Genomic DNA, 13,611 nt, shown 5'->3' with positions numbered 1-13,611 from the left:
TCACCCCACGTGAATGATCGGGTAGATAGATGAAACAAGCAGGTCTCCGGACTTCAGCGCCATATTTATGTTATGGACATATTCACCTTCCCACATTACTGCAGTGGTGTAAGTCGAGAACGACTTAAAAAATATGCTTTACATTGTTACCGTTGCGGGGGCAGTGCCGGACTTTCACCAGCTTCCCTAAAGCATGAATTGCTTACACTTGCTTCCAATTTTACGCAGTATAAAGTGGCGATTTATTTCATACAATGTCATTTAGCCCAATTCCCAGAGAACTTTTACGCAAGGGACAAAAATTGCATTACAATGGCGCTTATTTTAAGAAATGGTTGTAGTTTAGGCAGATCATGAGCCCATCAAACCAAAAACGTACACGCGCAAAAATCTGTGGAATTACTCGCAAGCAAGATGTTCAGGCAGTAGTTGCAGCGGGAGCAGATGCAATAGGCTTTGTTTTTTTTCCGCCGAGTCCTAGACATGTGACAGTTGAACAGGCCCGAGAATTAGCAAAAGTAATTCCACCTTATGTACAAATGGTTGGTTTGTTTGTTAATGCAAGTGCCACTGAAATTCAGGATGTACTTGATTGTGTTCCCCTAGATGTATTACAACTACATGGCGATGAAACTCCAGAACAATGTCAGGAAATAGCTCGCCATTGTAAACGTCGCTGGTATAAAGCAATTCAGGTTAAACCTGATTTAGATGTAATTGCTGAAATTCAAAAATATCAGGCGGCTGGTGCCAGTGCTGTATTGCTCGATGCATGGCATCCTGAGCTTAAAGGGGGCACAGGACATCAGTTCGACTGGTCTAAATTCCCAAAACTTGATATTCCATTAATCTTGGCAGGCGGTTTAACCCCTGACAATGTCATTGACGCTATTCATACTACCGGTGCTTTTGCAGTAGATGTGAGCGGAGGCGTAGAGTCCGCAAAAGGTATAAAAGACCAACAACTCATTGAACGATTTATGCAAGGAGTCCAACGTGGATCAGCAAAACAATGTGATTGACTATACACAGTACCCAGATGCTGCAGGGCATTTCGGTATCCATGGCGGACGTTTTGTGTCAGAAACACTCATGGCGGCATTAGAAGATTTAGAAAATCTCTATTCTCGCATGAAAAATGATGAACAGTTTCTGGCAGAATTCGACCGCGATCTAGCCTACTATGTAGGTCGTCCTAGTCCACTTTATTATGCTGAGCGATGGTCAAAAGAGTTAGGTGGTGCGCAAATTTATCTTAAACGTGAAGACTTGAACCATACAGGCTCACATAAGGTAAATAACACGATTGGTCAGGCGTTATTGGCAAAGCTTTCTGGTAAAAAACGTATTATTGCCGAGACCGGTGCAGGACAACATGGTGTAGCAACAGCAACAATTGCAGCACGTTTAGGTCTTGAATGTGTTGTTTATATGGGGGCTGAAGACGTTAAGCGTCAAGCGATGAACGTTTATCGTATGCGTTTGTTGGGTGCTACAGTTGTTCCTGTGCAAAGTGGTTCTAAAACGCTGAAAGATGCCATGAACGAAGCGATGCGTGACTGGGTAACTAATGTTGATACGACTTACTATGTCATTGGTACAGTTGCAGGCCCGCATCCATATCCTCAACTCGTTCGTGACTTCCAGTCGATTATTGGCCGTGAAGCACGTAAACAGATCTTGGAGCAAGCAGGTCGCTTACCAGATGCATTAGTTGCATGTGTGGGTGGCGGTTCAAATGCAATGGGCTTGTTCTATCCATTCTTAAACGATGCCAATGTGAAAATGTATGGTGTTGAAGCAGCTGGTTTTGGTATTGAAACTGGTAAACACTCTGCGCCATTAAATGCGGGCCATGTGGGTGTATTACATGGTAACCGTACTTATTTAATGAGTGATGAACAGGGCCAGATTATTGAGACACATAGTATCTCAGCGGGCCTTGATTATCCGGGTGTTGGCCCTGAACATAGCTTCTTGAAAGATATGAAGCGCGTAGAGTACGTGCCGATTAATGATACAGAAGCTCTGCAAGGTTTCCGTGATTTAACCAAAATCGAAGGGATTATTCCTGCACTTGAAAGCTCACATGCGATGGCGTACGTCTCTAAGCTTGCACCAACCATGTCTAAAGATCAGATTATTATTGCAACTGTTTCAGGCCGTGGCGATAAAGATTTAATGACAGTTGCACGCATTGATGGCGTAGAAATGGTTGAGATGTAAGCGGGAATAAAAATGCCAAGTCTGTTTATGGTAATGTTGGGTGGGCGTCATGCACGCGCAAATACAGAAGTTCATGATGTTGTCATGGCTGTAGGAGATACTTTGGAAGAAGTTTATCCTCAACTTAAACAGGCTTGGTTTGGTGAGGCTCAAGGATTGCATATTGATACTTGGGCTAAGCTTTCGGGAGTAAAGTCTCAAGAGCAAAATTATCAAATTCATTTTACTGATGCGGCACCAAAACCAGATGACTTAAAGTTATATTTAATTAATTTGGGTGGATATAATGCTAGTGAATTCGGTGAGCTTCACCGTTATGAGTTTGTAGTTGCACCAAATGCTGTTGTTGCAAAACAATTAGGTAAACAATTTATAGATCAACAGTGGCAAAAAGCACATACAGATCGAGTCATTGATATTGATGACTGCTTAGCAATAGATTGTGTAGCAGGGCGCTATATTCATTTAATAAAAGGCGATTTTGCTGCAACAATTTGGGAAAATACGTATTTGACCGTGGAATAGGTCATTTGAAATCTAATATTCATATGGAAGTGGGTAAATGGATTTAATTCAAGAAAATGGACAGCCTCGCTACGGGCGTTTTGAATCTGTACCGTCAACCATTCACGTACAACATTATATTTATAAAACCCCTTACGGTAAGATCCTTAAAGGCTGGCGTAAGCAATTAAAATATAAAAAATTTAAATTCTGCGGTATTCAACACAAACACTATAGTATTGGTTTAGCGATTGCAGATATCGGCTGGGTTGGGCATGGTTTTTTCTATATTTATGATCATGAAACAGGGCAGGTCATTGAATGGAATGCAATTCAGCCTTTGGGGCATAAAACCTATCTTGATGAACAGCCATTGTTTAATCAAAGCTATTTTTCTAAATCGCCTTATCAGTTTGATATTCAGCATGCCAATGGGGTGCGGTACATTCGAGTGACTAAATATGGTGAGATTCAACTCAGCGCTCGTATTTTTTGTGCTGGTACCGATATATTAAGTTTATGTACACCGACAGGTATCAATGGTTGGACCTATACGCAAAAGCAGACCACGCTTGCTGTAGAGGGCATGTTTACTAATAAACAAAATCAAGTCGTACAATTTGATGAAAAGACATTTGCATCTCTAGATGATACTTGTGGTTTTTTGCGACCTGAAACAGCTTGGTTCTGGCTTTCATGTAATTTCTGGGACGAACAAGGGCGGCGTATTGGTTTAAATTTAGCTTCAGGGGTTAATGAAAGCTTTGGTAATGAAAATTGCTTATGGATTAACGGAGTTTTATTTCCACTGACTGATGTTTTATTTGAAAAAGTAAATGATGAACTTTGGCAAATTAGTTCTCTAGATCAAAAGCTTAATCTACAAGTGCATATTGGTTGGTGTAGATACGAAAATATTAATTTAAGAATGATTGGCAGCCAGTTCAATCAGTGGCAAGCCAAAATTAGTGGCACGATTGAGCATGAGGCAACCGATATAATCAATTGCAATGAACAATACGGCTTACTAGAACAACATTATGCAAAATGGTAACAAGCAGGTTATAAACCTGCTTGCCAAAATGCTTCACCAGCTGCAATCGGGTCATTCGTCTTTTCAAGTGTTTCAATCCAAACAGGATATTGACGAATGACTGGATGCTGACTAGGATGAAAATCTTTTTTAAACCAATCTAAATATTGGTTTTTCATGGCAGTTAATGTGCCATTTTTGCCAAAGAACCAAGGTAAGCCTTTAAGGTTCATCAAGAGCCTTTCTCTTGGACTAAAGCCATCACATTTCAACATGACATTGGTGCGATAAAGTGTAAAGCCAAACATGAGTACTGTGGTAAGAACCAACACAAAACGACGAGTCGACTCTGGTACTTCACCTACTTGTTTCATAACATCAAAAGCAACATCACGGTGCTCCATCTCTTCAATGGCATGCCACGCAAATAGTGCTCGAACATAGGGGTGAGCATTTTCTAAAGTTTTTTTATGGCTATAAAACGTTTCTGCCATTAACGCTGTTAAGTGTTCCGCTGCCGCTGTCATCGCAATATTGTATTGGGGTGAGCGCTTAGTGAGTTCAAAACGAAAAATTCTTTTAAGCGTGGCTGTGAACTGATCAACAGGCATACCTTGTTCTTTCATGAGCTGATTCATTTTGTCATGTGCAATACCGTGCTGAGCTTCTTGTTTAATAAAGTCCGCAACCCGTTTTTGTAGTTCGGGATCATCAATTTTGTCACGGAACATACGGACACATTCAATAAAGTAACGCTCTCCATCTGGAAAGGTTAAGCTGAGCGCATCAAACATACGAGTCAAAAAAGGATCATTATTAAACCAAAAGCGAGGCGCTTCGTTTAAATGAAAATCCAGATCTTTACGAACCACTGGCTCGACCTGATAAGAAACATGTGCGTTCATATTTTTATTTCTCGCATCTAACATGTTCATTAGTATGTCGCTAATAGTCGGCTTTGTTTTGACAGTTGTTGCCAATTTTTATACAGTTTGCGACAAGATGGCCTTAAAAAAAGGATGAGCCATGCAGGATTTTACGATTTCAAATGGTTATTTTTATCTGTGGGATACTTATCTAAAAGGAAAAGGGATTGATTGGCAGGAATTAAATCTAACAGATATTCAGACCCGCCAAATTCAAAATATTTTAGCTTCATCTATAGATGCACAATCTTCTTTAACTTTTTTTCTTGAGCTTTTTGAACTGACTGAAACCCGACTGCAAGTTTCTAATTTAGTCCTAGAAATGGCAACTTGTATTACACCTGCCAATTTTGGTGTATTAGGTTATATGGCTTCTAGAAGTGGCAGCTTCGCGGAGGTTCTTGAATATGTCATGAAGTTTCATCGTCTAGTAATTGACGGTGAGCAAGTGGTGCCTATGCAAATTGAACAAGATGCTTCAAGAATTCGTTTGTATTGGCCATTGGTGGATGCCAGTAATATTATACTTTGTGAGCTAACTTTAGCGGCTATGGTACAGCTTGCTAAACAAATTGCCCCTTTCCATGATTTTCTCTTGCAGCATGTTGAATTTGTGCACCACTCCCGTGGTGCATTAGTACACTATCAGCGTTTCTTTCAATGCAAATTATCATTTGAGCAACCTTACTATGCATTAACTTTTGCAAGTGAAGGATTGAGTGTCCGCCCTCGTTATGCAGACCCAACCTTAATGCAACTTTTGGTGAAACAGGCAGAAGAAGCATTGGCTCAACGCAAATTACATATAGATTTAGCTCAGCAGATACATTGGATTGTTCATGAATATTTAAAACACAAGCAACAAGCCCCTAAAATAGAAGATATTGCTATCGAGTTGAATATTTCAGTACGAAGTTTGCAGCGCCAACTTCAGTCGTTAAACACTTCATTTAAATTAATTTTAGATGCTGAACGCATGAAACGCTGTGAAATATTACTTCATCAAAATGAAAGCCTCACCACAATTGCTGAACAGTTAGGATATTCGGATCAGTCGGCACTTGCACGGGCTCATAAAAATTTGACAGGACAAACTTTACTCACACGAAAAAGGGAATTGAAACTCGCCCATAAAAATATTGATGAATAAACTTTGAGTGGCGATTTTTTGCTCATACTGCGAACTAATAATGGCTCGAAAATAGGAAGCTTTGATCATTGAGAAAAGTTTCAAAATATTGATAAATGTACGCCATGGGTTGTATGAATCATACAATCGAATATCGCCATAACGTTAGACCTGTTCAATGGACAAAAAATAGCGTTAAAATGCGATGTTCTTGTATTTCTACAAACAACTCCTCAATTTTAAATAATTCAAGGAAAGCACAACCCTATGTCACGTCTTGCCACCCGTTTTGAAAAGCTTAAGTCCCAACAACGTAAAGCGCTTGTATCTTATGTTATGGCGGGTGATCCACAGCCACAAGTAACGGTTCCGTTACTGCATAAAATGGTTGCGGCAGGAGTAGATGTCATTGAGCTTGGTCTACCATTTTCAGATCCAATGGCTGATGGTCCGGTAATTGCGCTTGCAGCTGAACGTGCGCTTGCAGCAGGGACCAATACGTTGGATGCACTCAACATGGTAAAAGAGTTCCGTGAGCAGGATCAGGAAACACCTGTTGTCTTAATGGGTTATCTAAATCCGGTTGAAGTAATTGGTTACGAGAGGTTTGTTTCTCATGCGAAACAATGTGGTGTAGATGGCTTATTACTTGTGGATTTACCACCAGAAGAGTCAAAAGAGTTTGGTGCTGTGTTGAAACAACATGATATGGACCAAATTTTCTTACTTGCGCCAACTTCTACAGATCAACGCATTCAACATGTGACAAATCAGGCAAGTGGTTTTATTTACTACGTTTCACTTAAGGGTGTAACTGGAGCAGCAACACTTGATACGGCAGAAGCTGCTGCGCGTATTCAAAAAATCAAAAATGCCACTAATATTCCAGTGGGTGTTGGTTTTGGTATTAGTGATGCCGCTTCAGCAAAAGCAATGGGTAATGTTGCTGATGCCGTGATTGTAGGTAGTGCTTTCGTTAAAAATTTTGCAACGTTGGCAGCGGATGACGCTGTTGAACAGACGGTGAGTAAAGTCAAGGAGCTTCGAGCAGCGCTCGATGAGTTAGTATGAATCAAGAAGTGAAACCAGGGAAAGTTCTTAGCCCTTCGACACCATGGACAAAACGTCCGGTTCCAGGTATTGAAGTCGCAGATGAGCAACAAATTCTCAAAGCAACATTTACTGAGCCAACGATTGAATGTCCTGAATGTCATGCACTAGTGACACGTACAGCAATATCTTTCAATGCCTATGTTTGTCCGCAATGTGATGAACACTTACGAATGAAAGCTCGTGACCGCTTGAACTGGTTCTTCGATAATGTTGTAACTGAATTGGGTCAAGAATTTAGTGCGAAAGATCCATTAAAGTTTGTTGACTCTAAACCGTATCCAGATCGTATGCGTGAAGCGCAAAGCAAAACTGGTGAAACGGAAGCATTAATTGCCATGCAAGGTAACTTAAATGGTGTAGATATGATTGCATGTGCTTTTGAGTTCGACTTTATGGGCGGCTCAATGGGTACGGTTGTAGGTGACCGTTTTGTACAGGCTGCCGAGCTTGCAATTGAAAAACGTCAACCATTAATCTGTTTTGCAGCTTCTGGTGGCGCACGTATGCAAGAAGGTATGTTGTCGCTTATGCAAATGGCGCGTACTTCTGCTGCGATTCAAAAATTAAAAGATGCTGGCTTACCGTATATCGTGGTGTTAACACATCCTGTGTATGGTGGTGTAACAGCTTCTTTAGCAATGTTGGGTGATATTCATATTGCTGAACCTAAAGCGATGATTGGCTTTGCTGGTAAACGTGTAATTGAGCAGACTGTACGTGAGACTTTGGAAGAACCGTTCCAACGTGCTGAATATTTGCTTGATCATGGTGTAATCGATCAGATTGTTCATCGTCATGCTTTACGTGATACTGTATCTCGACTTGTATCGAAATTGATGAACTTACCTTGAACCAACAAGCTCCACTTTCAATAGACTCTTTAGATACATGGCTCAATTATTGGAGCCATGTTCACGTTACAGGGATAGATCTTGGACTGGAACGTGTAATTCCTGTTGCAGAAAAGCTGGGTGTGACTCAGCCTAATGCTAAAGTTTTTACAGTAGCCGGAACGAATGGTAAAGGCTCAACTACAACCACACTGGCTGCGATATTAAACGCACAGGGTTATAAAGTTGGACTATATCAGTCACCGCATATCTATCGTTTTAATGAGCGAGTCAAATTAGGTGGAGTTGAAGTCGATGATCAAAGTCTGATTGATGCTTTTGTTCAAGTCGATCAGGCTCGTCGCGATTGTGATTTAAGCTTATCTTTTTTTGAAGCAACCACTTTGGCTGCTTTTGTTATTTTTAAACAACAACAATGTGATGTATGGGTGCTCGAAGTCGGTTTGGGCGGGCGTTTAGATGTCGTCAATGTGATTGATCCCGACATTGCAGTGATTACTAATATTGGCCTAGATCACACAGACTGGTTAGGCGATACCATCGAAAAAATTGCTTTTGAAAAAGCAGGTATTATTCGTCCACATATTCCAGTTATCTTTGCGGGTGAGCAACAATTACCGCAAGCAATTCAAGATAAGGCACAAAGTACACAAGCAGAGTTATATACCGTTAATCGTGATTATTTTTATAAGCTCGCAGATGATGGACAAAACTGGTACTTTGCTTCGGAAGGAACCACTTTAAAACTTCCGTTAGGTACATTAGCGATTGAAAATATTGCTGGGGCGGTTGCTGCCATTTTAAATAGCGGACTTGAGATTTCTCAGTCAGCATTAGAAAAAGGTATTCAAACTGCTTGCTTAGCTGGACGTTTTGAACAGCGTCAAGTGGATGGGAAGACGGTCATTTTTGATGCCGGACACAATCCACATGGTGTTGAATTTTTGTTAAAGCAATTGCGAAATTTCTTAGAATACAATAAACAGTACACAGAAGTTGTCGCAGTATTTTCAATGCTGGCAGATAAAGATATAAAATCAGTAGTCGATTTATTGAAACCTACTGTTTTACATTGGAAAATTGCTGAATTGAATGTGCCGCGTGCTGCACCGATTCAGCAACTCAATGATGCCTTGCAAGGCCAGACAGTACAACAATATGGCAATATCAAAGAGGCTTTTAAATCAGCGCTTGAGCAAACAAATAACAATCAGCTGATTTTGGCCTGTGGTTCGTTTCATACTTTAGAAGCGATTTGGGAGTATTTGGAAGAATGTCAATGAATAACAAACAACGCTGGATGGGTGGCGTTGTTTTACTAGGAGGTGGTGTTTTATTGGCAGCATTACTTCTAAAAGGAAATGAGGAAATAAAACAGGTTGAAGCTCAACCATCCGCATCCACATCGCCAAAAACTCAAACTAAACCAAAACAGACAACTGAAGGGCAAATGGTACAACTACAACCTCTTGCGGTTGATGTTGAAACTGAAAAACGTTTGCTTGAAGAACAGCGCCGTGCGCGTGAAAAGGCTGTTGCTGAGCAAGAGGCACGTGCAGCTGAGTTTTTAGCAATGCAGCAGCAAGCTGAAGCTGATGCCGCTCGTAAAGCTGCAGCAGAGTACGCTGCGATTAATGCGCGCCGTACAGCGGCTCAAGAAAGTTCAGATAATATTCCACCGGAGTTAGTGGGTGAGGCGAAAGCGAAAAACCAGCAAACCAATACGGTGAGTAAAACAACTGATACTGCAAAACTAGATGCAGAGAAAAAAGCAGCTGAAGCCAAACGCCAAGCAGAAGCAGACAAAAAAGCGGCTGATGCTAAGCGTCAAGCGGAAGCTGACAAGAAAGCAACTGAAGCAAAACGCCAAGTGGAAGCTGACAAGAAAGCAGCTGAAGCAAAACGACAGGCAGAAGCAGATAAAAAGGCTGCAGAAGCGAAGCGTCAAGCAGAAGCAGACAAGAAAGCAGCCGAAGTCAAACGTCAAGCAGAAGCTGATAAAAAAGCCTCTGATGCTAAACGAAAAGCGGACGCTGAGAAAAAAGCTGAAGCTGAAAAAGCGCGTGAATTGCTGGAAAATGGCGATAAAAAGTGGATGGTTCAAGTGGCTTTGGCTGCTAACCAAGCAAATGCAGATGCGGTTGTTTCTAAATTACGGGCTAAAGGCTATAAGGTAACTACAAGCCCAACCAGTAAGGGTATTCGTATCATGGTTGGACCTGCAAAAGACCGTGATACAGCAGATGCTGCTCGTAAGAAAATTACTTCTGATTCAAGTTTAAACATGAAATCAGCATGGGTAATTGACTGGGTGCCACTTGATCAGCGATAACGGCTGATCAACCTCTAAATCAAATCAGGAACACTTCAAATGCTGTATTCTTATGAGGAGTGTTCCATTCAATAGGGGGGCTTGAAGATGAATATAACGATCAAAATATTAGAAAAATTTGTTTTTGCACATGATTCAGTGATTAGCGCACTGTCTGGAGTTGCTTGTGTGGGGGAGGATGTTTATTTTGTTGGTGATAATCTCCCTTATTTATTAAGAATCAATCGAACCCAGAACATGGCCGATGCAACGGTCTTTGAAAAAATTCCGTTATTTGATCCTTCAGAGCAAATACCGCTAAGTGCATTAAGCAAAGAACAGAAGCCTGATTTTGAAGCTTTAACCTCCATAAGTTGGGATGGACAATTACAGCTTTTGGTGATGGGCTCGGGTTCTACAGAAAAGCGAAAACGAGCATTACTCTATAACCCTGCTAATGATCAGGTCAAAACTTTCTTGGAAGCGGTTGATTATGATTTTTTGCAGCACCAGGTTGAATTAACAGGCGGGGCTGATCTCAATATAGAAGCCATTTGTTCAGACCATCGTTATTTGTATATTTTTCAACGTGGTAACATAAATCTCCATCATGGGGTTTTAGTCTTTGATCTAATCAAAATCCAAGCAGGGAAATCCTTGGCAAATGCACTTATACATTCGCTTAAACTGAGCTTAGCTGAGCTTGAAGGTTCAGCAAGCGGCATTTCAGATGCTTGTTTTTTAGCAGATAAAAATTTGATTGTTGCTACAGCTACAGTCGAACAAACACTCAATACCTATGATGACGGTGCTGTCTTAGGAAGTTTTATCTTGGTGTTTTCGCCTGATGGTAAAGCTTTAGCGACTCATTTGATTCAAGATGCGAAAGGACAGGCATTGCCAATCAAGGTTGAAGGGATTACTTGGTTCGAGTCGAGATCTGATGGTGAAGTCTTTTTATTAGTGACAGACAGTGATGGTGGTGATTCTGAGATTTTGAAGATATTACTCAGCAACGCCGCTTTGGGAAAATCATAAAGTTAAATCATATTTTTGATGATTATCTATCTTTAAATGTGTATTTTTGGATGTAATTGATAAGAATGAAAACAAGAAATAAGTTGGTGATTGGGCCAACTTATTTGCCTAATAATTGCATTTGCATACAAAAGCAATCCAGTCTTTAGCTAGTGGAATTCGACAGTTGCTGCTGAATCCATCTTACATTTTCAGGCGTAAATAAACGGTCAATATTCTTCCAAATAATATGATAGCCATAACCACCTTGCTTCATTTCTTTAACCGCATCATCAATTGCCCAATTTTCAAAAATAATGCGATACATGGCAACACTGGCGCCTGTACGATCTGAACCATGGTAGCAATGCAATAAAACGCGCTGATCATTCTGCTTGGCAATTTTGATTTGCTGCATGACTTCTAAGAGATCTTGTCGATCAATTGCCCAAGTGTTGATAGGAATATGCACAAGATTAAAATTTTCATTTTTAAAAACTAAAGTATCTGCGTCTTTGGCTCTTAAATTAATAATGGTTCCAATTTGATTATTCTTTAATTCTGAAATCATTGCAGCATCAGGTTGTTCACTGCGATAAACATCATTACTAATTTGATAAAAATTATGAGTCTGAGAAACTAAGCTTCCCCAATCTTGTGGTCGATGCTCATGAGCAATACTTTCGTGCTGCATACACCCTTGTAAATTTATACAGATGACAAGTGTAAGGAGCGATAATTTCTTCATGTTTGATACCGTCTAAGCTCATCAGGGTCGTGAGCACAAATTATTTCAATCATTGGTTCATGTTGAGCCAAATGCTGTAAGCGTTTGAGGTTAAAAAGACGTTTTTCATTATCTTCTGCAAATGTTTTTTCCACCAACCCAAGTGATCTTAATTTATTTTTAGGGTTTAACTCTAGGTGTGAGTAGTAGGCATCTCCACAAAATAATAACCATTGATTTGGTTGCTTTATGGCAATACCGCAATGTCCAGCCGAATGTCCCAACAGTGGCACCATTAAAATTTCTTCTTGAAACAGCGGAAAACCTTTTACTTTTTCGAGGTTGAACCATGCTTCACCTTGTTGATATTCAACAAAATTCCAATATCGATGATCTTTATATTGATTGGTTCGATAGCGAAGTTTTCCCTTAAAGTTTGGAAGTTGAGCTGCGTTATATTCTGCCGCTAAAACATGGACTGTGGCATGAGGAAAATCTGAAATTCCACCTGCATGATCAAAATCAAGATGAGTGACAAAGATGTGCTGTACATCTTTGGGGCTAAACCCAAGCTTTTGGATTTGTTGGATTGCACTAAATTCAAGATTATGCTCAATGTTGCCTAAGCGTTTAACTAATGACCCTAGGCGCTGCTTCATATGTAAATAATCTTGTAAGCCAAAGCCCGTATCGATAAGCACTAAGCCCCGATCAGTTTCAACCAGAATACAATGACAGATTACCTCGGCTCGGAAGCCTTTTTGTCCAAATAAGGGGGCACAAACTGGGCACATGCTGCCACACTTTAAATGATGAATTTTATAAATCATGATTTTTATTTTTTTACCGAATCGCTTCGAGTTATAACTGATCTGAACAATAAAAACCATGAGTATTCAATACATAAATAAAAAAGCCATCACTATCGATGGCTTTTTTGGGTGTGATATTTAATCAACTTCTACCTACGCGCTTCGCTTGTCTTGCGCTTCGATTAAAGCCTTTTTAAAGGCTTTAATCTTGCTCAGGCTGTGGCGTGAGGCGTAAATAAGGTTTAACAGCCGTATAGCCTTTAGGGAAACGTTGTTTAATTTCTTCTTCATCTTTAAGTGATGGCACAATAACGACATCTTCACCTTGCTGCCAGTTCGCAGGTGTAGCAACTTTATGCTTATCTGTTAATTGTAAGGAATCAACAACACGTAAGACTTCATTAAAATTTCGGCCAGTCGAAGCAGGGTAGGTAATGATTAAGCGGACTTTTTTATTAGGATCGATAATCACTAATGAACGTACTGTCAGAGTTTCACTGGCGTTAGGGTGGATGAAACCATAGAGCTCAGATACTTTACGGTCTTTATCCGCAATGATGGGAAAGTTGACAGTTGTATTTTGTGTTTCATTAATATCGTTGATCCAGCCTTTGTGCGACTCTACATCGTCTACAGACAAAGCAATCGCTTTAACATTACGCTTCGTAAATTCATCTTTTAATTTTGCTGTATAACCTAACTCAGTTGTACATACCGGAGTATAGTCGGCTGGATGTGAAAATAAGATTCCCCAACTATCCCCTAAAAAATCATAAAAATTAATGGTGCCTTCACTCGATTCTTGTTGAAAATCGGGAGCAGTATCTCCTAATCGTAGAGTCATGATCTTTCCTCAATTGCTCATAATTTGTTATTCGATTGAATGAATATGCAGCATTTACTTTATGATTAAAATTATTGTTTTTGTATTTTATTATGAACTTTTTATATAAGTGTAAATA

At 40.1% G+C, this 13,611-nt stretch carries 14 protein-coding genes and 1 riboswitch; of the genes, 10 read left to right on the top strand and 4 right to left on the bottom strand.

What is annotated here, in order from left to right; all coding sequences use genetic code 11:
- Positions 1–20 precede the first annotated feature (20 nt).
- A riboswitch (cobalamin riboswitch) is annotated at positions 21–227 on the bottom strand.
- A 126-nt stretch (positions 228–353) separates the two neighbouring features.
- Genes HUN22_RS02225 through HUN22_RS02210 form a run of 4 tightly spaced genes read left to right on the top strand, consistent with a single transcriptional unit; the run spans position 354 to position 3,784 of the window.
- Positions 354–1,022, top strand: coding sequence for a phosphoribosylanthranilate isomerase (locus HUN22_RS02225; protein WP_174726337.1), 669 nt, complete (start codon positions 354–356; stop codon positions 1,020–1,022).
- Positions 997–2,226, top strand: coding sequence for a tryptophan synthase subunit beta (trpB, locus tag HUN22_RS02220; RefSeq protein WP_002116129.1), 1,230 nt, complete (start codon positions 997–999; stop codon positions 2,224–2,226). Before HUN22_RS02225 ends, trpB begins: the two co-directional genes overlap by 26 nt.
- Positions 2,227–2,238: 12 nt before the next feature.
- The gene (locus HUN22_RS02215) at positions 2,239–2,751 is read left to right on the top strand and encodes a DUF1543 domain-containing protein (RefSeq protein WP_174726336.1); all 513 of its coding nucleotides are present in this window, start codon (positions 2,239–2,241) and stop codon (positions 2,749–2,751) included.
- Positions 2,752–2,788: 37 nt separating this feature from the next.
- Entirely contained in the window at positions 2,789–3,784 is a 996-nt protein-coding gene (locus tag HUN22_RS02210) for a DUF2804 domain-containing protein (RefSeq protein ID WP_174726335.1), read from the top strand.
- An 8-nt stretch (positions 3,785–3,792) separates the two neighbouring features.
- On the opposite strand, the gene HUN22_RS02205 is transcribed toward HUN22_RS02210, so the two are convergent.
- Positions 3,793–4,668 carry a metal-dependent hydrolase gene (locus HUN22_RS02205; RefSeq protein WP_217484346.1) on the bottom strand — a complete coding sequence of 292 codons (876 nt, stop codon included), beginning with the start codon at positions 4,666–4,668 and terminating at the stop codon, positions 3,793–3,795.
- 121 nt (positions 4,669–4,789) lie between these two features.
- On the opposite strand from HUN22_RS02205, the gene HUN22_RS02200 reads away from it, so the two are divergent.
- The 6 genes from HUN22_RS02200 to HUN22_RS02175 all read left to right on the top strand — a co-directional run bounded on the left by HUN22_RS02200 (position 4,790) and on the right by HUN22_RS02175 (position 11,131).
- Positions 4,790–5,839: an AraC family transcriptional regulator gene (locus HUN22_RS02200; RefSeq protein ID WP_174726334.1), complete on the top strand. Its 1,050-nt coding sequence runs from the start codon at positions 4,790–4,792 to the stop codon at positions 5,837–5,839.
- A gap of 246 nt (positions 5,840–6,085) precedes the next feature.
- Positions 6,086–6,889: a tryptophan synthase subunit alpha gene (trpA, locus tag HUN22_RS02195; RefSeq protein ID WP_174726333.1), complete on the top strand. Its 804-nt coding sequence runs from the start codon at positions 6,086–6,088 to the stop codon at positions 6,887–6,889.
- Positions 6,886–7,782: an acetyl-CoA carboxylase, carboxyltransferase subunit beta gene (accD, locus tag HUN22_RS02190; protein ID WP_174726332.1), complete on the top strand. Its 897-nt coding sequence runs from the start codon at positions 6,886–6,888 to the stop codon at positions 7,780–7,782. The genes trpA and accD overlap by 4 nt, the downstream gene beginning before the upstream one ends.
- Positions 7,779–9,065: a bifunctional tetrahydrofolate synthase/dihydrofolate synthase gene (folC, locus tag HUN22_RS02185; protein ID WP_174726331.1), complete on the top strand. Its 1,287-nt coding sequence runs from the start codon at positions 7,779–7,781 to the stop codon at positions 9,063–9,065. Before accD ends, folC begins: the two co-directional genes overlap by 4 nt.
- Positions 9,056–10,114: an SPOR domain-containing protein gene (locus HUN22_RS02180; RefSeq protein ID WP_174726330.1), complete on the top strand. Its 1,059-nt coding sequence runs from the start codon at positions 9,056–9,058 to the stop codon at positions 10,112–10,114. Before folC ends, HUN22_RS02180 begins: the two co-directional genes overlap by 10 nt.
- 87 nt (positions 10,115–10,201) lie before the next feature.
- A complete protein-coding gene (locus tag HUN22_RS02175; protein WP_174726329.1) occupies positions 10,202–11,131 on the top strand; it encodes a DUF6929 family protein in 930 nt (309 codons plus the stop codon).
- A 145-nt stretch (positions 11,132–11,276) separates the two neighbouring features.
- On the opposite strand, the gene HUN22_RS02170 is transcribed toward HUN22_RS02175, so the two are convergent.
- From HUN22_RS02170 to HUN22_RS02160, 3 genes are all read right to left on the bottom strand, one after another.
- Positions 11,277–11,858: a dual specificity protein phosphatase family protein gene (locus HUN22_RS02170; protein ID WP_174726328.1), complete on the bottom strand. Its 582-nt coding sequence runs from the start codon at positions 11,856–11,858 to the stop codon at positions 11,277–11,279.
- Positions 11,855–12,667 carry an MBL fold metallo-hydrolase gene (locus HUN22_RS02165; protein ID WP_174726354.1) on the bottom strand — a complete coding sequence of 271 codons (813 nt, stop codon included), beginning with the start codon at positions 12,665–12,667 and terminating at the stop codon, positions 11,855–11,857. The genes HUN22_RS02170 and HUN22_RS02165 overlap by 4 nt, the downstream gene beginning before the upstream one ends.
- Before the next feature lie 184 nt (positions 12,668–12,851).
- Complete coding sequence (locus tag HUN22_RS02160) at positions 12,852–13,493, bottom strand: peroxiredoxin (RefSeq protein ID WP_002116558.1); 642 nt, start codon at positions 13,491–13,493, stop codon at positions 12,852–12,854.
- Between the last annotated feature and the right edge of the window lie 118 nt (positions 13,494–13,611).

Origin of the sequence: Acinetobacter lactucae (assembly GCF_013344765.1) — a bacterium.
Taxonomy (GTDB): domain Bacteria; phylum Pseudomonadota; class Gammaproteobacteria; order Pseudomonadales; family Moraxellaceae; genus Acinetobacter; species Acinetobacter lactucae_A.
Note: the sequence above shows the minus strand (reverse complement) of the source record. Positions and strands in the feature narration are given on the sequence as shown.